Source organism: Tellurirhabdus bombi (genome assembly GCF_021484805.1).
In the GTDB taxonomy this organism is placed as follows: domain Bacteria; phylum Bacteroidota; class Bacteroidia; order Cytophagales; family Spirosomataceae; genus Tellurirhabdus; species Tellurirhabdus bombi.
The window spans coordinates 228,932-249,511 of record NZ_CP090557.1 but is presented as its reverse complement, the minus strand read 5'-3'; the positions used below and the strand labels follow the sequence as shown (position 1 = coordinate 249,511).

At 47.9% G+C, this 20,580-nt stretch carries 22 protein-coding genes; 10 read left to right on the top strand and 12 right to left on the bottom strand.

All coding sequences use genetic code 11. The features are described 5' to 3' along the window. Positions 1-112 precede the first annotated feature (112 nt). From L0Y31_RS01055 to L0Y31_RS01025, 7 genes are all read right to left on the bottom strand, one after another. The gene (locus tag L0Y31_RS01055; protein ID WP_234735214.1) at positions 113-805 is read right to left on the bottom strand and encodes a 3-keto-disaccharide hydrolase; all 693 of its coding nucleotides are present in this window, start codon (positions 803-805) and stop codon (positions 113-115) included. A gap of 15 nt (positions 806-820) precedes the next feature. Continuing rightward, a complete protein-coding gene (locus L0Y31_RS01050) occupies positions 821-2,266 on the bottom strand; it encodes a Gfo/Idh/MocA family protein (RefSeq protein ID WP_234735213.1) in 1,446 nt (481 codons plus the stop codon). Positions 2,267-2,467: 201 nt separating this feature from the next. Further along, entirely contained in the window at positions 2,468-2,845 is a 378-nt protein-coding gene (locus L0Y31_RS01045) for a hypothetical protein (protein WP_234735212.1), read from the bottom strand. A gap of 12 nt (positions 2,846-2,857) precedes the next feature. Beyond that, the gene (locus L0Y31_RS01040) at positions 2,858-3,346 is read right to left on the bottom strand and encodes a hypothetical protein (protein ID WP_234737219.1); all 489 of its coding nucleotides are present in this window, start codon (positions 3,344-3,346) and stop codon (positions 2,858-2,860) included. Positions 3,347-3,441: 95 nt separating this feature from the next. Beyond that, positions 3,442-4,011: a hypothetical protein gene (locus tag L0Y31_RS01035; protein WP_234735211.1), complete on the bottom strand. Its 570-nt coding sequence runs from the start codon at positions 4,009-4,011 to the stop codon at positions 3,442-3,444. A 117-nt stretch (positions 4,012-4,128) separates the two neighbouring features. Next, positions 4,129-4,683 carry an RNA 2'-phosphotransferase gene (locus tag L0Y31_RS01030; protein ID WP_234735210.1) on the bottom strand — a complete coding sequence of 185 codons (555 nt, stop codon included), beginning with the start codon at positions 4,681-4,683 and terminating at the stop codon, positions 4,129-4,131. Then, positions 4,673-5,902, bottom strand: a complete 1,230-nt coding sequence (locus L0Y31_RS01025) for an MFS transporter (RefSeq protein ID WP_234735209.1) — start codon at positions 5,900-5,902, stop codon at positions 4,673-4,675. The genes L0Y31_RS01030 and L0Y31_RS01025 overlap by 11 nt, the downstream gene beginning before the upstream one ends. Before the next feature lie 106 nt (positions 5,903-6,008). Between L0Y31_RS01025 and L0Y31_RS01020 the strand changes: the two genes are divergently transcribed. Then, on the top strand, positions 6,009-6,773 hold the full coding sequence (locus tag L0Y31_RS01020; RefSeq protein WP_234735208.1) for a DoxX family membrane protein: 765 nt from the start codon (positions 6,009-6,011) through the stop codon (positions 6,771-6,773). Positions 6,774-6,818: 45 nt separating this feature from the next. On the opposite strand, the gene L0Y31_RS01015 is transcribed toward L0Y31_RS01020, so the two are convergent. The 4 genes from L0Y31_RS01015 to L0Y31_RS01000 form a co-directional block, all read right to left on the bottom strand. Next, on the bottom strand, positions 6,819-7,703 hold the full coding sequence (locus tag L0Y31_RS01015; RefSeq protein ID WP_234735207.1) for a ChaN family lipoprotein: 885 nt from the start codon (positions 7,701-7,703) through the stop codon (positions 6,819-6,821). Between the two features lie 122 nt (positions 7,704-7,825). Beyond that, positions 7,826-8,593 carry a 3-keto-disaccharide hydrolase gene (locus tag L0Y31_RS01010; RefSeq protein WP_234735206.1) on the bottom strand — a complete coding sequence of 256 codons (768 nt, stop codon included), beginning with the start codon at positions 8,591-8,593 and terminating at the stop codon, positions 7,826-7,828. Between the two features lie 145 nt (positions 8,594-8,738). Beyond that, a complete protein-coding gene (locus L0Y31_RS01005) occupies positions 8,739-8,915 on the bottom strand; it encodes a hypothetical protein (RefSeq protein ID WP_234735205.1) in 177 nt (58 codons plus the stop codon). A 160-nt stretch (positions 8,916-9,075) separates the two neighbouring features. Beyond that, the gene (locus tag L0Y31_RS01000; protein ID WP_234735204.1) at positions 9,076-9,582 is read right to left on the bottom strand and encodes a DUF2911 domain-containing protein; all 507 of its coding nucleotides are present in this window, start codon (positions 9,580-9,582) and stop codon (positions 9,076-9,078) included. 143 nt (positions 9,583-9,725) lie between these two features. Here L0Y31_RS01000 and L0Y31_RS00995 point away from each other — a divergent pair, with 143 nt between their 5' ends. The 4 genes from L0Y31_RS00995 to L0Y31_RS00980 all read left to right on the top strand — a co-directional run bounded on the left by L0Y31_RS00995 (position 9,726) and on the right by L0Y31_RS00980 (position 14,751). Beyond that, entirely contained in the window at positions 9,726-10,727 is a 1,002-nt protein-coding gene (locus tag L0Y31_RS00995) for a YheT family hydrolase (RefSeq protein WP_234735203.1), read from the top strand. Between the two features lie 16 nt (positions 10,728-10,743). Next, entirely contained in the window at positions 10,744-12,648 is a 1,905-nt protein-coding gene (gene serA, locus L0Y31_RS00990) for a phosphoglycerate dehydrogenase (protein ID WP_234735202.1), read from the top strand. A 107-nt stretch (positions 12,649-12,755) separates the two neighbouring features. Further along, positions 12,756-13,835, top strand: coding sequence for an aminotransferase class V-fold PLP-dependent enzyme (locus L0Y31_RS00985; RefSeq protein WP_234735201.1), 1,080 nt, complete (start codon positions 12,756-12,758; stop codon positions 13,833-13,835). A 139-nt stretch (positions 13,836-13,974) separates the two neighbouring features. Then, a complete protein-coding gene (locus L0Y31_RS00980; protein ID WP_234735200.1) occupies positions 13,975-14,751 on the top strand; it encodes a porin family protein in 777 nt (258 codons plus the stop codon). A gap of 53 nt (positions 14,752-14,804) precedes the next feature. On the opposite strand, the gene L0Y31_RS00975 is transcribed toward L0Y31_RS00980, so the two are convergent. Further along, the gene (locus tag L0Y31_RS00975) at positions 14,805-16,841 is read right to left on the bottom strand and encodes a M13 family metallopeptidase (RefSeq protein ID WP_234735199.1); all 2,037 of its coding nucleotides are present in this window, start codon (positions 16,839-16,841) and stop codon (positions 14,805-14,807) included. Between the two features lie 268 nt (positions 16,842-17,109). Here L0Y31_RS00975 and L0Y31_RS00970 point away from each other — a divergent pair, with 268 nt between their 5' ends. The 5 genes from L0Y31_RS00970 to L0Y31_RS00950 all read left to right on the top strand — a co-directional run bounded on the left by L0Y31_RS00970 (position 17,110) and on the right by L0Y31_RS00950 (position 20,572). After that, positions 17,110-17,559, top strand: a complete 450-nt coding sequence (locus L0Y31_RS00970; protein WP_234735198.1) for a response regulator — start codon at positions 17,110-17,112, stop codon at positions 17,557-17,559. After that, on the top strand, positions 17,522-19,006 hold the full coding sequence (locus L0Y31_RS00965; protein ID WP_234735197.1) for a hybrid sensor histidine kinase/response regulator: 1,485 nt from the start codon (positions 17,522-17,524) through the stop codon (positions 19,004-19,006). The genes L0Y31_RS00970 and L0Y31_RS00965 overlap by 38 nt, the downstream gene beginning before the upstream one ends. A gap of 307 nt (positions 19,007-19,313) precedes the next feature. Continuing rightward, positions 19,314-19,502, top strand: a complete 189-nt coding sequence (locus L0Y31_RS00960) for a DUF2188 domain-containing protein (protein ID WP_234735196.1) — start codon at positions 19,314-19,316, stop codon at positions 19,500-19,502. A gap of 33 nt (positions 19,503-19,535) precedes the next feature. Next, positions 19,536-19,940, top strand: coding sequence for a four-helix bundle copper-binding protein (locus tag L0Y31_RS00955; protein ID WP_234735195.1), 405 nt, complete (start codon positions 19,536-19,538; stop codon positions 19,938-19,940). A gap of 131 nt (positions 19,941-20,071) precedes the next feature. Further along, positions 20,072-20,572, top strand: a complete 501-nt coding sequence (locus tag L0Y31_RS00950) for a pyridoxamine 5'-phosphate oxidase family protein (RefSeq protein ID WP_234735194.1) — start codon at positions 20,072-20,074, stop codon at positions 20,570-20,572. Positions 20,573-20,580 lie beyond the last annotated feature (8 nt).

The following is a 20,580-nucleotide window of genomic DNA, read 5'->3' as shown; positions in this document are numbered from 1 at the left end:
AGACGCCAAAAAAAAGGTTTAGTAACAGCTATTTAGCTAAAATAGATCATAAAAAAAGCCTCCTTCGCATGAAGGAGGCTGCTTATATAGAGTATTGGCTAAACAAATGATCTTACAATTCTCGTATACGAAGATTCCGGTACCACACTTTTTCTTTTGGATTATGACTTTGTAAAGCAATTTTCCCTTTAGCGTGAGGCGTAGCGTAAGCCATCTGGGTAAACTTACTTTTAGCTAGTTGTGCCTTCCAGGCTTCTCCTCCGTAATGGTATTCAACTACTTTTTTGCCATTAACGTAATGCTCAACGTGGTCGTTGTTGACAACAATCCGTCCTTTGTTCCATTCACCGGCGGGTTTAACAGCTGTTGGGTCGGAAGGCGGTTGCATATCATAATTTGAACCCGTTAACTGGCTGTCTTTTAGTTGAATAACTTTTTCGCCAGTACCGTATCCTTTGTCGTCAATAATCTGATATTCAGGACCAGACATGTGAGTGGACTTATTGTCCGGTGATTCAATCACCTTATAAACCACGCCACTGTTACTTCCTTTTGGAACCTTGAATTCAAAGTCAAACTCAAAGTTTTCGAATTCACGATCGGTCACCAAATCGCCACCTGTGCCATCGGGCGTCAGAGTACCATCTTCGATGTTCCAGCCAACCGCTTCGTTTTTCAGGTAACTATGCCAGCCTTTAGTCGTTTTGCCGTCAAAAAGGGAAATCCATTTGCCGGGTTTCATATTGAAAGCGCACAGGGTAATTGCGCCAGCAAAAAGCAAGGAAAATAAGGGTGCTTTCTTCATGATTTTCAGAACCGTCTAGGTGACATTTATAATTTTCATGTTAACTGGATCCCAATTAACAACCTGTTTTTTGAAGAGGCTAATATTTCCACACTGCGTTGGGCCACAGGCACGTAAGCCGAAAGTAGCATCTTCTACACTTGGTTTATTTTCGCGAATCGACGTGAAGAAATTCCGGAAGTGTTCGTATCGGTCGCCTTTGTAATCTTTTGGCATTTTAAATACGTATTCCCGGGGCGCTTCCATTTCGGGTAGATTGGGGTATTTTTTATTGTATTCCGTCAAATACGCTTCTTTCTGATCTTTGGGGAAATTGTCAATCGACAGACCCGGCGCTTTCGGGAATTTGTTTTTGTGCATCACCAGGGAGTCCATGCCCAGCGATAAGTCACCTTCAGTTCCTACCAGGCGCACGAGGTAGCCACCGCCGCCGCCGTCTACGAAGTTGGAGCGCGTAGTGAGGTTAAATTCCGGATGTTCCGCCGTTTTGGGATAATCGTAAATCGCCAGGTGAATATCAGGTACGTCGCGTCCGTCTTTCCAATAACGCAGGCCACCGCTCGATATGATGCGGTTTGGGCCTTTGGAACCCGTAATTGTATGCAGGGATGTTAGCAGGTGGACGTATAAATCGCCAGCTACCCCCGTGCCGTAATCCTGGTAGTTCCGCCAGCGGAAGAAACGCAGCGGGTCCCACGAACGTTTCGGAGCACTGCCTAGGTAAGTATCCCAGTCAACCGTTTGTGGCGAAGCATCCGGCGGAATGGAATATTGCCAGGCGCCCATCGCACTGTGGCGGTCATACTGCGCTTCAGCAAAAACGAGTTCGCCAATCTCACCGGCTTTGAGCAGTTCACGGGCTTTGGCAACAATAATGGAACTGGCAAACTGGCTACCAACCTGAAAAATTTTGCCTGTTTCTTTGGCAACTTTAATCAGGGTGTGGCCATCTTCAAACTTCTGAACCATCGGCTTTTCGCAGTAAACGTGCTTGCCTTTCCGCATGGCATCCGTTGAGATTTTTTCGTGCCAGTGGTCGGTCGTACCGTTGATGATGGCGTCAACGTCAGAGCGTTCGATGACCTGCCGGTAGTCTCGGGTTGTCATCAACTGATCGCCCCAGAGCTCTTTGGCGCGGCGCAGGCGGCCATCGTATAAGTCACAGGCAGCTACCAGCTCAACGTTCTCAAACATGAGTGCCGTTTGGGCATCGCCGATTCCCATTCCACCCGTTCCGATTAGGGCCAGGCGAATGCGTTCATTGGCTGCCGTGCTGTTGTGGCTCCGAATTAGGTTGAGATATACCGGCGCTTCGTGGCTTCCCGCCAGGACCGACGGTACCGTGGCGGACGCTGCTGCCGTAAGACCCAGTGTCTTTAAAAAGTTACGTCGGGCAACTGATTGGGAGGTCGTTGGACGCGGAGTTGATGGTTCGTCAGAAAGAGATTTTGAAGAAGGCATTGGCTTGTCGCACATAGGAATTAGGTAAGGATTTCTAAGCGAAAGATAGGCTTTTTAAAAATTTTATAAAATATATAGTGTCCTTTAATCCATAAAAAAAACCGGACTGTGAATCCGGTTTTTGAAGAATGATAAATTATTGATAGTGTAAACAGGTTCGCTGTTTACACCTATTCACAGATAAATCTAAGTTAATTAAACTCAAATAACATCCTGGCGAGCAGCCTCTGGATCGTTGTATTTCAAATCCAGTTGATCCGTCGATTTAGCGTCCGATGGAGAATCGTTCGGCGTGCTTTCCTGCATTGGCTGCTTTTTCACGGAGCTTTCATCCATTGATTCCCGGGGCTGAGAAGCCATTTCCTGGGCTTCCTCCGGGCGTTCCGTGGCTTGGTATGAATCATCGTCGTTTTCACTGACATCGTAAGGGCGGGCTGAGGGACCCGTTGCTGGGCCATCAACCATTCCTTCGTCAGCGTTGCCAGAATCCGTTTTAGGGCCTGCCTGCATCTGAGCGTGATTAGACGTTTGCGACGAAGTTTCCTCCGGCTGAGCCTTGTCTTTAGGATTTTCTTCCATGTCGCTTATAGCTTAAGAGTTATTTACTTCGTGTGACCGTCCCGGCTGGGTTGGATCCGTAATTTCGGGATTTGCCGGCTGGGGTGTCGATGGTAATTCAGGGATTTCAGGGCTTACTGGACCTGGTGTAGGAGGCGTTGGAGTCTCCGGTGCAGCCGGTACAGGATTGTTTGGATCTGGAATTGATGGCGGAATCATCTCGCTAGTTGGGTCCTGATTTTCCGGTACGTCAGCTTGCGAGGCCAGATTAAATTCACTTTTTGCATCCATGCGGTCGTGAGCCATTCTTTCTGGCGTATTCAAGCCTTGTTCTTCGTCATTGGTATAATGATCCTGCAAAGAATCAGGAGCAATGCTTTCTGTGTTGGCTGTTGAAACCAGCTTACCGTCTACCAGTTTAACCATATTGGTTTCAGCCTGGTCCATACCAAATTTATCATCAGCGTGGGAAGGATCCATCAGACCCGCTTCCCGACTATCGTGAAATACGTTCGAATTCATAAGGGTTGTTCAATTACGTTGTACTATTAATAACCGACGCTGGTAGAAAAGGTTTTGGCTTGCTTGCTTCGAATCGGGCGTCTTGGGCAGGATTTTTACCCTAAACGCCTTACAATTAAACTATTAACCAGATCGAACAGAGGCAGCGGTTTCATAGTACGCCAGCTATCAATTTCGTCCAGCGTCCCGCCAAAGTTCATGTAGTAATCCAGGCGGTAACGTTTCCATTCGCGTTCCACAAAATCCCGGAAGTTGACCGCGGCAATCCAGCCATCTTCTACATCCTCAAACCATTCTTCGTAATAGCTGTCGTCGGAGCCGTGGAAGTTCAGGATGTTTTCGCCGATGATAATGAATTTATTGATGGACTTGTCCACGAGGGGATCAATAACCTGCCGCTTCAGATACATAATGTCGTTGTGGAGCGTATCATTCCACTCACCAAACAGCTCAATAATTACAAACTGTCGTTCATAATCGGCAAAAAGAATCTTGACGTATAAGGTTTCGGAGCCTATTTCGTCCCAAAGTGGATGAATGTAATAACCATAAATGGTATTGGTATACTGGGTTATATTATACTCCTGGCCGTAGAACGGGGAATTCGGATCATCGGCGGCTACGTAGTATTTTTCCCAGTTGTAAAAAGGTTCTATATCCTGCATGATGCGTGTGCTTCGTCTTATACCAATATAACGACGCAAGATGGGTCGGTGTTGGATGAAAGTTAGGGATAAATTGGGAAGAAACGCCGCCTGTCAGTTGAGGAATTAAGGGCGTGGTTAGAAAGCTAATTTGCGGAGGTATTTGGCCGGAACGCGATCAGTGAGCCATACACCATTAGCTGAAATAAAGAACGGGTAGCCATCCTGGTGCATCCGGCTGGCGGCTACTTCCAGGATAACCGGTACGCCATGGCGGGTGCCCACAGCGCGGGCCGTTTCCACATCCCGGCTAAGATGAACGTGGTGGCGACCCATTTTTTTGAGGCCTTCGTGCTGGATCGTTTTCATGAACCGCGCCGCCGTACCGTGGTAAAGTACGTGGGGAGGTTCGGCGGCCTGTAAGTCCAGATCAATCACAACCGAATGGCCCTGGTTGGCCCGAATGCGGCCTAAATCCTCGGAGAGCGAGAAACGCTGTTTGCTGTTGGTCGCGACGATGTGTTTTAAGATGTCAAAATCAATTCGGTAACCTTTCTCCTGTAGATTACGCAGCAGGAGAGGTACGTCGGCCCAGCCATTGGCATCCAGCGTAATATCGGCAAAGGCCGGTCTGTGCCGCAAAATCAGGCTTAACACTTTGCTCAGGCGTGTGGTCTCTTTTTCAGACAGCATGGGGCTTGCTTTTATTGCCAAAACGGGTCCAGGCCAGCCAGCTAACCATTCCCATACAAACGGCAAACCAATAGAAAGGAAGTCGCAAATCGATTAAGGATAATACGCCGAAAACAACCGTTGTGAAAAAGCTGGCCAAGCCGTTTAAAGCCTGATTAATGCCGAAAATTTCGCCCCGGTCTTCTTCCGAAGTCAGGTGCGCCAGTAAGCCTTCCAGCAAACCCCAGATAAGCGAAATAGTCAGGCAGTCGATTACCGTAACCGAGTAAAGCCAAACCAGTGAAGTGCCGACATTTGCGTAGGCGATGTGAATCAGAACGCCCGTCAGAGCGAACGTAATCGCCCAGCGTCGTTGGTTGATGCGCTGAACAAGGTAAGTATAAAAAATGAAGTTGATGAACAAGCTCAATATCCCGAAAAACATGAAATAATAGGACAGCCCCCGGGCATCCAGCTTCAGGGAACCAAGGCTGGCAAAAGTGACAAAGTAGTTGTAATAGCCCTGGGCCATCATCAGAAAATTCTGCATCACAACCAGAATGAGCAAGCCAGGTTTAGCCCGGTCCTTCTCTTTCAACCGCTTCCAGAGTGTGGTGACATTTAAAGAGCTTATCACTTCCCGGCGTAGCTGTTCTTTATCCAGCACTGCGCGGTTGGTGTGAGTTTCTTTCAGCAAAAAAGTAAGCAGAATATTCAGGCCCGATAGAATTACTGCCATCTGGACGACAAGCGCGGCCTGATCGGCTCCGGTAGCGTCAAAAGTGGTTAGGAGCAGCCCCGATGTCATAGGCCCCAAAACAAAGCCCAGTGACACAATCGTGCCTTCGATGCCCATGTTGCGGAACAGCTGGTCTTTGGGCGAAATATCGGTAATGGCAGAGCGAACAGTCGCGTACATACCATTGGTGATGCCATCACTAACCCGGTTGCCAAAGAAGCCCCATGACCGCACGGGAAGCAATAGCACATTGGCCAGAAAAGTCCCGATCGCCGAGGATCGGAAAATAGGCAAACGACCCAGGCTGTCGGATAATTTCCCGACTAAAGGGGCCGAAAACAACTGCATCCCCAGGAACAGGGCGGTTCCTACCGCCAGCCAGATTTGTGGCTTCTCCAGGCCTTTCACAAAATCGGGTAGAATCGGAGCGATGGCGGAACCGACAATAACGTCAATCAGAACAATCGTATAAATCAACAGAAGGCGGCGGTCGCGAAGCATGGTGCAAACTTTACTAAAGTTTAGAACATTGCCAAAGTTGACCACTCATGGATTTTAAGTAGCGCTTGGTCGATAAAAATGAAAATTTTGTAAAAACTTGTTGGTTATGCCCCGCAAAGACTTTTACGCCCTGCTGACACGCCTGTTTTTAGGCTATATTTTCCTATCCTCTGGTTTGTGTAAACTGACGGGTGGTAAGTTCGGGCAGCTCATCGGCCCGCCCGATCTCATCAATGATCTGGCTCCTTATGGCCTGCGGGACTTTGCCATTTTTATCGCCTTCTCGCAGGTAATGACGGGGGCCTTGATTCTTTCCCAGCGGTATAGCCTGCTCGGTCTGGTCATGCTGATGCCCGTCAATATAAGTATTCTGGCCGTAACCATTTCGCAGCGCTGGCAGGGCACGCCGTATGTCGATGCGGTTTTTGTGCTGTTGAATGTGCTCGTGTTGCTCTACGAGTGGAACACGCTGAAAGTCTTTATTTTGCCCGAAGGCGAGCGGGAAAACCAACCACCTCGTACGAACCAGTTATTTCCTAACCAGTGGCTACCAGTAGCCACCATTGGGTTGGCCTTAATCGCTACGGTTACGGCTCGCTACAACGCACCGCTGACGGTTATTCCGGCAACAATTGGTTTTTTGTTGATTTACGGCAATATCCTTACCAACAGCTTACTGGCAGTATTGGACAAAGCCGTACTGGCCTTGTCCCTGTTGGCCATTCTATTTGTTACCTGGGCGGATAAACTGCTGGCCATTCACTTTAATCCCATGTTTGCCTTTCTGGTGGTCATCTGTCTGATCGGATTACTACTGGTCGTATCGATGGTGCAGAATTGGTGGGGAAGAAAGCGGCTGGCCAACCCGTGATAGTGGCCAAGGTAAGGAGCTTATGCCAACCTCGGCGCTGTTCAATTAATACGTTTTGGTCATATCCGCCGGGATAGACAAGATAAAATCGGCTAGATTTTCATTGGATTTATCGGGTTTAGTAATGTCCACCAATTCAATGGAAGAAAGCGTGACAATCTTCAGAGCCGGATTTTTCTGCTTTAAATACCAGACAATTCCTTCGAAGTTTTTCGAGTGATAATCGCCGTTGAAGTGCAGCAGGGTTTTGCCGGGAGTCCAGGCTTTCAGGATGCGGTCGGCCATGGTCGCATCTTTGATGGCTTGAGCGCGGGCGAAGTTAGCGGCAGTTTCGGAGCTGTTGGTCCCTGTTGGACCCGTGCCGCCGTGGTCTTTCATCATGTCCAGCATGGCTTTGTAACCGGGCAATTCCAAATTAACCGTCAGCGGGAGCGGGGCAATAAACGCTTTATCAGTAGCTGACAACGTATCGAGCGAAGCCAGCCCTTTGCGGGCCACAGCGCTAGCGTATCGGCGCGGGATATTGGTCGCAATGAAAGGAATGCGTTCTCTCTTGGCAAATTCGACAATAGGCTTGTAATCCGTATTGTAGTTATTCCACAAACGGGCGTCTTTCTTAAACTGACCGGCATCGGATTTACCGGATAAATAATCGTCCAAGGCCGCCTGGTTATCAGTTTCGAACATCTCCGCGCCGTAAATCAGGTTCTGTTTTTTGGCGCTGTGCAGGTCTTTCGCCATTTGCAGTTCGAGCCAATGGCAAATGGGATTGTTGTGTAATTCGCCAAAAAAGACAATATCAGCCCCAGAAGCTTCTTTTAGTAATTTCTGGTATGAAGTGGGCTTAAGTTTTTGATTGTAGAGCAGATAGGCGGGTTTGTCCGTCACAAAGGCGCAGCAGCAGCAAACCAGTAGCAAGAGGTATCGCATGGAAAAATTGAGTTTCTGAAATTCTTCGCAAAATGGCAAAGAAACGTTAGAAACTTAATTATTAGTCTAAATAAAAAGCCCCAACGCAGATGCGCCGGGGCCAAGGTAGAGCAAAGGAAATCTTAAATTTCCCGGATCCAGATGTTGCGGTAGCTTGTCGGATTGTTGTGATCCTGCAATTGGATGGGGCCTTTTCCGTGCGGCTGCACCATCGGTAATCCTACGTAAGGAGTCGTTCCCCGAATCGCGGTATGGTTCTGCACAATTACTCCATTGTGAATAACAGTGATGTAAGGGGGGAACAGCATCTGGCCATCTTTGTTAAAGCGCGGCGCCGTGTAGATAACGTCGTAGGTTTGCCACTCACCCGGCTTACGGCTAACATTCACCATGGGCATCGATTGCTTGTAAATCGAACCTGCCTGTCCATTGGAATACGTGCGGTTGTTGTAGCTGTCCAGCACCTGGAGTTCATAGCGGCCCTGCATGAAAATACCGCTGTTTCCGCGTCCCTGACCCGTGCCTTCTACCTGCGCAGGCGTCCGGAATTCGATGTGGAGTTGGTAATCTTCAAACTCCTGCTTGGTACGAACGTCGCCAGCTCCTTTGGCAACGGTCATCGCACCGTCGCCAACCGTCCATTTCGCGGCAGATCCGTCTTTAGCTGAAACCCAGCTATCCAGATTTTTGCCGTCGAACAGGACAATAGCGTCCGACGGAGCAGTCATACCTGAAGCTGTGCTGGGCGAAAGGTTGCCTGGAGTAACCACGCGCGGAACGGGCTCCCAGACTTCTGTAGACTCGGGAGTTTGTTTCGTAGGCTGTGGCTGGGCAAGCGCCAAACCTGCTGAGCAGGCTAGTAAACCGAGGGTAAGGCTTCTCTTTTTCATCAATTATTAAAAAAATTAAAAATATTCATTTTTCTCGGATCAAATATAGGACTATTGCCTGTTTCTTGACCTTTCGGGGTAAAAAATAGTATCTTTCCGGATCAAATTCCAATTAACTGTGAGGTTTAATTTGGACAATGCTTCCTTACTCCGCGTGGTAGCCGGGGTCGGATTCGCAGGCAGTGTTGGTCTGGCTTTTGGCCCGTTTGCAGCCAATCAGGCGGGCGGTTTTCGGCACGCTGCCGGCGGCGGAAAGGTCCGGGTGAATACCAGAATTTGCCTTTGATTTTCGGAGCAGTTCCCAGTCAGGTGTGTTGCGCATGGCGTGGGAAAAGACGGTTCGCTGTTTGTGGGCGAAACCAACCGGGGTGGGGCACAAGTATCAGAAGCCGATGCGCTAAAAATTACCGCCTAGATTAATTCCTTAGTACCGGGTGCAAAAACCGCTACCAAAGAAGCTAAAAATCCTGACGAGCAATAGTTTACCGAATAGGAACAGAAATAGACACTTTGTCCCAGGCAATGGCCAGCACGTTGTTGCCTGGGGTAATGGTCAGTTTTTCAAGAGGAAGCTTGCTAAGGACAACCGGCACTTTCACCTGCGCCACATTTTTATTTTTATAGCGGTCATAATCAAAAGCGCCCCATTGGTCTAGTTTTCCATTTAGAATGACCGTCCATTCTTTCTCCATCGGAATGGTAAATAGTGTGTAGGTGCCTGCTGGCACGGCTTTATCCCCAAAAACCACATCTTTTGTAAAGGTAATTTGGGTAGCATTATTCGCTCCCGTCCGCCATACCTCGCCGTAGGGAACCATAGCACCAAAAATCTGCCGCTTCCGCTTCGACGGCTGGCCATAAATCACTTTGATTACTTTATTCGGGCTTTCGCTGGTTATTTTTGGGCTGAGCGGTGATGTTTTCTGGGCAAAAGCAAATGAACTGGTTAGGAAAATCAGAAAAGCAATCAGGCTTAGGACTTGTTTCATACGAATGGTTGTCGTTTTTCTAATCAAACGTTTGGGCTAAGGAAAAGGGTGTGTGAAACAGCAAGTTTACACTTTTTATTGATAACCAATATTTAACCCTTTACCTTTGCAACGCATCGCCACGACGCGCCGCTCGTTTGCTTATGCCGCTGATTGAACCATCTGATTATCGTCCCCCTGCTTACCTGTGGAATGGCCACCTGCAAACCATCGTGCCCGCGCTGTTTCGCAAAGTAGTGGTAAATTACCAGCGTGAGCGAATTTTAACCCCCGATGACGACTTTCTGGACCTTGATTGGAGTCTGGCCAGCGGACAATCTCCTAATAAAGAAAAGGCTGATAGTAAATTAGTTATCCTCTCGCACGGACTGGAAGGCGATTCAACGCGGCAGTACATTACGGGCATGGTGCGCCACCTGAACAACAACGGATTTGATTGCCTGGCCTGGAATTTTCGCTCGTGCAGCGGCGAGATGAATCGGCAGGTGCGGTTTTATCACAGCGGCGCAACCGATGATCTGGAGCAAGTTGTGACACACGCCGTTGCTAAAGGGTATCAGGACATTTCCCTGCTTGGCTTTAGTCTGGGCGGCAATTTAACCTTGAAATTTCTGGGGGAACAGGGCGCGGCTATTCATCCGGCGGTAAAACGAAGCGTGGTTTTTTCGGTGCCGATGGATCTGGCGGCGAGCACGGCGACTATTTCCCGGGGCTTTTCCCGCGTTTACCTGCAACGGTTCCTGAAGCACCTGCGCCTGAAAGTGGCCGGGAAAGAAAAGTTATTTCCAGAGAAAGTTTCTACAAAAGGCTACCGGCAACTTCGTACCTTTGTGGACTTTGACGACCGGTACACGGCTCCGCTGCACGGCTTCAAAGATGCGCTGGATTATTATACCCGCAATAGTTCGATACACTTCCTCAACACGATTTCTGTACCTACATTGATTATTAATGCCAAAAACGACCCAATGTTGGCTTCTGAATGTTTCCCGGAAAAGCTGGCTCAGCAACTAACCCACGTCTGGATGGAATTTCCGAAGGAAGGGGGGCATTGCGGCTTTGCACCCAATGATTCAAACAGTGACGTCTATTGGTCGGAAGAACGGGCATTACAGTTTTTGACAAAAACGCATAGAACAACTTGATTGAGGAATAATCACGATGCTTACCAAACCACTCGAACAAACCTATTTTGTCATTGATTTCGACAGCACCCTCACGAAAGTAGAGGCCCTGGATGTGCTGTGCGAAATTTCATTAGCTGGCGACCGGGAGAGAGACCGGATTCTGGATCAAATTAAAGCGATCACAGACCGTGGCATGTCGGGCGAAATTTCGCTTACGCAGTCGCTGGAGCAGCGACTCAAATTGCTGAAAGCGCACCGCGATCACCTGCCCGCGCTGGTTGAGACACTAATGACAAAAATTTCGGATTCTTTTCTGCGAAATAGCGAATTTCTAAACGAACAGGCCGACCATATTTTCATTATCTCGAACGGGTTCAAGGAGTTCATCGTTCCGATTGTTACGACATTAGGCATTAAGGCAGAAAACGTTTTTGCCAACACCTTTCTCTTTGATGAGGAAGGAAATATTGTAGGTTTTGATGTGGCCAATCCACTATCGGCCAACGGGGGCAAAGTACAAACCATTCGCAACCTGAACCTAGAAGGCGATGTATATGTGCTGGGCGATGGTTATACCGATTACGAAATCAAGGAATCGGGCTTGGCAAACCGCTTCTACGCATTTACCGAAAACGTCATGCGGCCAAAAGTGATTGAGAAAGCCGACCACATTGCTCCGTCCCTGGATGACTTTTTATACCATAATAAATTGAGCCGCAGTCAATCCTATCCCAAGAGCCGCATTAGAGTGCTGCTGCTGGAAAACGTCCATCCGGTAGCGGTGCATTTGTTTGAAAAAGAAGGCTTTAAAGTCGAAATTCTGAAAGGTGCTCTGGACGAAGACGAGCTGATTGAGAAAATCCGGGATGTGCATATTCTGGGGATTCGCTCTAAAACGCAGGTAACCAGCCGCGTGCTGGAAGCCGCTAATAAGCTCATGTGTGTCGGTGCCTTCTGCATCGGGACCAACCAGATTGATCTGGCGGGTTGTACCGAGCGGGGTATTGCCGTGTTCAACGCGCCTTACAGCAATACGCGCTCAGTGGTTGAACTCGCCATTGGTGAGATCATCATGCTAGTCCGCAACATTGTGCCGAAGAGCAACCAGATGCACGTTGGTCAGTGGGATAAATCAGCAAAAAATAGCTTTGAGGTACGCGGTAAGAAATTAGGTCTGGTGGGCTACGGCAACATCGGAACGCAGCTTTCAGTCGTGGCGGAGGCGCTGGGAATGGAAGTTTATTTCTACGACATCGTGGATAAACTGGCGTTGGGTAATGCCCGCAAATGCAAGACGCTGGATGAACTGCTGTCGATTGCCGATTTCATTAGCATGCACGTAGATGGTCGGCCCGAGAATAAAAACCTGATCAGCCACCGCGAGTTTAGCCTGATGAAAAATGGGGTAATCTTCCTGAATCTGGCGCGGGGCCACGTGGTGGATGTGGAAGCCCTGACCGAAGCCATCACGAGCGGCAAGGTGGTCGGTGCCGGAATCGATGTGTTCCCGTATGAGCCAAAAACTAACAACGAGGAGTTTATCAACACGTTGCGCGGTTTACCCAATGTGATTCTGACGCCTCATATCGGCGGAAGCACGGAGGAAGCGCAGGAAAATATCGGGACTTTTGTGCCGGGGAAACTGCTCGAATACATCAATAATGGCTCAACCTACGGCAGTGTTAACTTCCCGGATTTGCAACTTCCTTTGCTGAAAGATTCGCACCGCCTGCTGCATATTCACAAAAATGTTCCGGGTATTCTGGCAAACATCAACTCGATTTTCGCCAAATATCACATCAATATTAAAGGGCAATACCTGAAAACGACGGAGCAAATCGGATACGTAATTACGGATATATCAAAGAGTTACTCAAACGACGTAATTAAGGAACTGCGCGACATCGATCATACGATTAAGTTTCGGTTGTTATATTAAAAACATCACTTAGTCCCTCTCCAAAACCTGGGGAGGGATTTTAAAATATACCTTGCTCTCTTTTTGCTGGCCACTCAGAAAAGGGAATAAGGAAAGCTACCTGCATCATGAAACAAATTTACTTCACGGCTGGCCCTGCCGAATTGTATCATACTGTTACTCAGCATTTGCAAACCGCAATGAATGAGCAGATTGGATCTATATCGCACCGGAGTCAGAAGTTTCGGGACATTTACCGCTTTACGGTTGAACAACTGCGGGAGTTGATGGCAATTCCCGAAACGCACGGCATTTTCTTTACGGGCTCGGCCTCGGAAATTTGGGAACGCCTGGCGCTGAATTGCGTCGAGCACGAAAGTTTTCATTTGGTCAATGGCTCTTTCTCGAAGAAATGTTACGACTACGCGCTGGCCCTGGGAAAATTTGCGCATAAGCAGGAAAAACCCTTAGGGGAAGGCTTCGACTACAGCGAAGTAGAAGTACCGGAATACGCCGAATTGGTTGCTTTAACGCACAATGAAACCAGTGCCGGGGTACAACTGCGGACGGTCGATATTCACAAACTGAAACGCAGCTATTCCAAGAAGCTGTTTGCGGTGGATATGGTGTCGTCGGCGCCATACCCGGATCTGGATTATTCGTTGATTGATTCCGCTTATTTTTCCGTTCAGAAAGCATTTGGTCTGCCCGCTGGTTTGGGCGTCTGGATCGCAAGCGAAAAGCTGCTGGAAAGAGCCGAACAGCTTAAAAAAGCAGACCAGAATATTGGTGCCCATCACGACTTGCCGACGCTTTGGAAGTTTTACCAGACCTACGAAACCCCCGCTACGCCGAACGTACTCTTTATCTACCTGTTGGGTAAAGTGGCTGAAGACCTGAACCGCATCGGCATTGATAACGTGCGCCGGGATACAGAAGAAAAAGCCAAAATGATCTACAAGTTCATCGAAAGCCACTCCGCCTATGAGCCTTTCGTGAAGGAAGATCGGCACCGGTCGCGGACGGTTGTTGTTGCGAACACCATCCAGTCGTCGGCAAATGTGATTGCCGAGGTGAAAAAAGCGGGGATGGTGATCGGAAGCGGTTACGGCAAGTTCAAGGATTCGCAAATCCGAATTGCCAACTTTCCGGCTACTTCGGCTGAACAGGTGCAGCAGCTGTTAGACGTACTACAAAAAATCGGTTAACGCAAATCTACAGATTATCAGCGAGTCGGCAGGGGCGGCGGGACAGTATTCCGAGTCTCTGCCGACTCGTTTGCTTTTCCAGAAGTCAACATTTTTGGGTTTAATCGGTTCTACCTACAGAATTAAGGACTCAACGTTTATGAACCGATTTGTGCAATTGAACCATACTTTGTTTCTGCTGGCCGCTTTTTCTTCGGCTGTTTACGCGCAGGAAACAACCGAACAGCAAACCCAGATAGCAGGCGATACGACACGCCGTGAGCTTCGTGAAGCGAGTCGGGAAGCCAGTGATGCATCCCGAGAAGTTGAACGGGGCTTTCGGAATACCGACAACGATCGGGATCGGAGACGATCAGACCGCGATTATGACCGGTATCGCGACAATGATCGTGACCGCTATGATAGAGATCGTAGTCGTCGCACGAATACCGACGAAGGCGGGTGGTATGGGCGCGGAGGCTTTTTTGGCGGCCTAAACTTGGGCTTTGGCTTAGCCGACCAACAGGGCGGCTATATAGTATTAAACCCACGTCTTGGTTATTTCATACAAAACGGACTAGCCGTAGGGTTAAAACTAGCGTTTGAAGATCGTTTGTCAACCAGTTATCGGGCTACCCAGGGTGGACCTTTTGTGCGGTATTACCCGTTTCGAACTCGGCTGGCTGTCTTTGGTGAAGGTGGATTAAGCCTTGGCCGCTATCGTAGCAGCGTAGTTGATGCAGATGACCGCCGGGGCTTCAGTAGCATTAATCTGGGTATTGGGGCTGCCTTGCAGGCTACCCGATCGCTCGACTTAGAACTGATGTACGACCACAATTACTACGACAAAACGCCCGAGTTTGCGGGCCGCAACCGGGGGCCGCAAATAAAATTAGGTGTTGTATACCACGTTATGTCGCGGCGCAATAGAAATTAAACAAATGAAGCGAGCCTATCGGGCTCGCTTCAAACTTTTAAAGGGCAGTATACTTACCAAACTCTGGTTTGATCAACTTCGGGTTTATACAGGCGCTGACCCGACTGCACATTAAATGCCCGGTAGAACGGCGCAAAATTAGTCAGAGGACCATTAACGCGGAACTTAGCCGGTGAATGCGGATCCGTTTGAACGCGCACGCGCTGTGCTTCATCCCGAATTTTAGACCGCCAGATTTGCGCATAACCCAGGAAGAACCGTTGATCTGGGGTGAAACCGTCGATTTTTTCGTTGCTCTTGCCTTGCTCTGTTAGCTTAAACGCATCGTAAGAAATGGCCAAACCACCCAAATCAGCCAGGTTTTCGCCTAATGTCAGGCGGCCGTTCAGGTTTAAGTTATTCAGAACCGTGTATTTGTTGTACTGATCAACGACCTGATTGGTCTTGGTTGTAAACTTGTCGGCATCTTCTTTTTTCCACCAGTCGCGCAAGTTACCTTTCGGGTCGTATTGTCGGCCCTGGTCGTCGAACAAGTGGGTCATTTCGTGGCCGATAACCATGCCAATTCCGCCGTAATTAATGGCGTCGTCGGCGTCTTTATCAAAGAAAGGAAACTGCAAAATACCCGCTGGGAAAACGATTTCGTTAAAGGTTGGATTAGCGTAGGCATTAACGGTTGGCGGGGTCATTTGCCATTCTGTCTTATCAACTTCTTTCTCCACTTTGCCTAAACTTTCTTTCCATTCGTGTTTGCGGGCGCGCTGTACGTTACCAAAATAGTCATTGCGGTTGATGTCCACATCCGAATAATCTTTCCACTTATCTGGATAGCCAATTTTCTTGATGATGTCATCCAGCTTCACCAACGCAATTTTCTTGGTTTCTTCCGACATCCAATCCAGCTTTTCAATGCGGGTGCGGTAGGCTTTCTGGAGGTTATTCACCAACGTTAGCATGCGCTCTTTTGCTTCCGGCGTAAAATATTCTTTTACCCACGACTGGCCTAGAAGTTCGCCTAAATAAGTATCCGTATTGTCGGCAACGCGTTTCCAGCGCTCGCTCAATTGTTGTTGTCCGCTCAGGATTTTCCCTTTGAACTCAAAACGCGCCTGAACAAAAGGTGCGCTCAGTAGCGAAGCGTTGTCGTCGATGAAGTTAAAGGCCAGTTTGTCTTTGATCACCTCGATGGGTGTTGTCGCCAATAAGCTGCTCAGCGCCTGATAGTACTCGGGTTGCCCAACCAGCACGGTGTCCGTTTTTGCGGTCATGGTGGCCAGGAAGGGCTTCCAGTCGATGTTGGGAGTAAGTTTTGTTAACTCGGCAACCGAATATTTATGGTAATTTTTGATGGGATCGCGCAGGTCCGCCGGGGCCTTGTGTGATTTGGCGATGGCCGTTTCAAAAGCCAGAATAGCATCTGCTTTTTTCTGGGAAGCTACCGAATCTAAGCCTGTTAACGTAAATAGTTTTGTGATGTAACGCACAAAAGCCGTGCGTACTTTTTTAGTTTCCTCGTCTGTTTTGAAGTAGTATTCCCGCTCGGGTAAGCTCAGTCCCGCCTGCGAAAAATTCATTCGGTTCAGGTTGCTTCGGCGATCATCCGGACCAATATACATTCCAAACAAAGCCCCGCCCCGGTTGGTCTCATCGGCGGCCAGGTAATTGAGCACTTGTTTGTAATCCTTGAGGGCGGCTATTTTGGCCAGTTCTGGTTTCAGTGGTTCATAAGCCAGCTTTTCAATGGTAACGGTATCCATGCCGCTGGCGTAAAAATCACCCACTTTTTGTTCAATGCTTCCCTTGTCGGCCTTGGCTGCTGCGGCTCTTTCCAGCAGGGTTCTGGTTTTCTTCTGATTCTCCTGATACAGCGTATAAAAAGAGCCCCAACCGGTTTGATCGCCGGGAATAGGCGTGTTTTTAACCCAGCCTCCGTTGGCATAGGAAAAGAAATCGTTACCAGGAACAACAGTGGTGTCCATGCCTGCTTTGTCGAAGAAAACAGTTCGGCTTGCTTCTTCCTTCTTGTCCTTGCAGGCTCCGAGCAGGCACAAACCTATTCCTGCCAGAAGGGTGGTTTTGTGAAGATTCATAATAAACAAATGAAATTGTGATTAGCTGGGATAAATTTACTGATTCGGTGAAATTAAATAGTATTTAATCAATTAATGCTGCTTAGAAAGCCAGATGAACAGCAGGGCTTTGGATTCTTTTTAAATGACAATATCTTTAAACCAATATCTGTTGAGAGAATAATATTTTCAAACAGTTTGTGCCGCTCACGAGTATATTTATTGTTTGTTTTGCAGATAATAAAGCCTTTTATTTAGGGCGGTTTTATCCTTATCTTCTAAAAAAAGAATGGCTCTCAAGCAACATAGAACAAGTATACTGATTGCCGACGACGACGCTGATGATCGATTATTGCTAGAGAAGGCATTTCAGAAAGCTCAGCTTGAATCGAAGCTTTATTTTGTGGAGGACGGGGAGGAACTCCTAGAATATTTATACCAGAAGCCCCCGTTTGAAGACGCCCCCCGGCCAAGTTTAATTATCCTGGATTTGAATATGCCCCGGAAAAATGGGGTGCAGGCACTGCGGGAAATAAAAGAGAACGAACAATTACGGCAAATTCCGATCGTTGTATTGACAACTTCTACGGCCGAGGAAGATATTCTCCGCACTTATGACCTGGGCGTGAGTTCATACATCTCCAAGCCGTTTGATTTCAGCACCTTACTTGAAATTACAAAAACTATCAAAAAGTACTGGATTGACACCGTTTCCTTACCTGACGACTCAAGCCGATAAATCGACCGAAAAGCCCATCCGGGTTTTGCTTGTAGAAGATGATGAAGACGACTATGTGTTAACCAAAACACTCGTTTCATCGCGTGATAATGCCAACATACAGCTTGATTGGGTTACGGAATTTAACGAAGCGCTCAAATGCGCCTGTAGTAAAGACTACGACGTTTTTCTGATTGATTACCGATTGGGCGAACGAACTGGTATCGAACTGATCCAGGAGGCTTTCAAAGCAGGTTGCCAGGCGCCGATGATTTTGCTAACCGGGCAAGATGATGTAGAAATTGATTATTCGGCCCTTAAACTGGGGGCCGCCGATTACCTCGTTAAAGGCCGGATTGACGCCCAACTGCTGGGGCGAAGCATTCGCTACGCCGTTCGGCAGGCCGAAACGATGGGTGAAGTAGCCGACAAGGAAAGTAAATACCGTTCGCTCTTTGAGCGGTCGATTGATGCTATTTTCGTGACGGATCTACAGATGATTATTCAGGAAGCGAATCCGGCTCTAGAACGTTTAACGGGCTATTCACAGCAGGAACTTTGTGGCCAGGTGCCGCGCCTGTTGTTCGAAAAGCCAGAGCTTTACGAGATAAGCCAGAAAAATCTGGAAGAAACTGGACAGCTAAAAGACGTAGAGGTGACGTTGCTGAGTCGCGATGGTCATAAGATTGACTGCCTTTTATCGGCGGTGGCTGTAACGGACAAATCGGGCGAGGTAAGTCTGTATCAGGGAATTTTTCGGGATATAACGCAGCAAAAAAAGGCCCAGCGCGATTTGTTGGTTGCCGAAAAACTGTCCATGACCGGAAGCATTGCCCGGAGTATTGCACACGAAGTGCGGAATCCGCTGACAAACGTGAACATGGCATTGGAGCAGCTCAAAGATGATTTGCCACCGGATGATCCCGTTTTGACCCTTTATACTGATATTATCCGGCGAAATGCCGAGCGGATCGGGCAGCTGATTACCGAGATGCTTAATTCGTCGAAACCACGTGATCTGGTTCTTCAGCCTGATGATCTGAACGAAGCCGTGCAGGAAACCCTGCATCTGGTCAATGACCGATTGAAGCTGAAGGGCATGCAGTTAATCACGGACTACACGACCGAGCCAACCATTATTCCGCTGGATAAAGAACCATTCAAGACCGCGCTGGTCAATATCCTGATCAACGCTGTGGAGGCCATGGAAGAAGGGAAAGGCATCCTGAAAATCAAGACGACGGTTCTCAACGAAAACGCGGTTATGGTATCGGTAGAAGACAACGGGGCTGGTATTTCGGAGGAGAACCGGAAGCGCCTGTTCGATCCGTTCTTTACGGGCAAACAAGGTGGTATGGGGCTAGGCTTAACCGCAACCCAGAATATCGTTAATAGTCACCGCGGGTCAATCGAAGTGGAAAGCACCATGGGTGTTGGAACTACCTTTCGGCTTATTCTTCCCTGTTAAATAAAAGAGATAGTAGCTTTAAAAATAATCATGTAACCCCGGCAAAACCGGGGTTATTTTTTTGCCACAGTGTGTAGAAAATTACACACTGTGACGGCCGATTCTACAGTAGTATTACTAATAATTCCTAAATTAATATCATATGAAATAAATAATAAAAGTAGTAAGTATCTGTATAACAGGATATAAGCGATTTTAGGACTGGAGACGAAGTAAGATGAAAAAAATGGCATAATTATCTCAATAGAAAAGTAAAATCAAACCATTCGGGACGATGATGTGGAGCAATTTACATTTTCCGGCAGCCATGAAATCTCTGACACCTAGTGTTCGGGATAAGGCCATCGAGATTGCAAATTCGCTATTAATGAAAGGCGATCTGGATAAGCAAGAGGTTATTGCAACCAGCATACAGGAGGCCAGATTGTGGGCTCGTCGTCGCTATAGCGAAGCGGATGGGATTGGTTATGGTCATCAGCCATTTTCACAACGTTAAATAAACCTATTAACTCAAGAACTTCACACTCCCATGATTTGGAAAAAGAATATTTACGATACGCTAGTAACTTGCGCTACTGTTTGTGATGAATATGCAACGGAGTGTTCTCGTCGGAGTGACATGGAAGAAATGTACCGTTGTATCTTTTTAAGCCTGGATTGTGCTGACATCTGTCGCCAAATGGCCATGTTGTACGTTCGGGGTTCAGAAAATACACGTCTGTTGGCAAAAACCTGCATGGAAATTTGCCAGAAAACAGCTGAAGAATGTGAATTAATGGCTAACGAACGGGGCTGTCAGATTGCGGCTATATGTCGCCAATGCATTCGCACTTGCATGAGTATCAGTGAGCTATCTCAGAAGCCAGAACCTGAAACGGCTTTGTCCCGCACTTTATTTGATGCGCTGGGACGTCAGGAAATGCTCTATAATTAATAACTATTATTACTGGCGGTTCTTTGTAGGATCAGCAGAAACAGCGTTGGCGGACTATTCCTAAAACCTAACCCTTTCTGCATACTCCTATAGAGAACCGCCAACGATTTTCATTCTAATCCACAAATCCCATGAGTACGCAACAGCAAAACCCCGGTATGGAGAAAGTCAAGGAATTGATTGAATCTATTCGAATAGGAATGCTCACAACCCAGAACGAGCAGGGACATCTGGTGAGCCGTCCAATGGCTGTAATGAACATAGATGCACAAGGAAATCTTTGGTTTCTGACGAAAAAGGATTCCGCAAAAACAGATGAGATCCAACAGGATTACCACGTAAACGTAGCCTTTTCTCATCCTGATAAGGCTTCGTATGTATCTGTGGCTGGTACGGCAACAGAAATCCACGATCGTGCAAAAATCGAAGAGCTTTGGTCGCCGATGGCAAAACCCTGGTTCCCCGATGGCAAAGAAGATCCAAGTTTGCTGGCCCTAAAAGTTCATACCGCTACGGCTGAGTACTGGGATTCAACGTCTAGCCGCATGGTGCGCCTTTTTGAGATGGCACGAGCAGCTATCACGGGAGATACCTACAAAGAAGGAGAAAACGAACTGGTTGAAAACCGGTAGTCTATAGA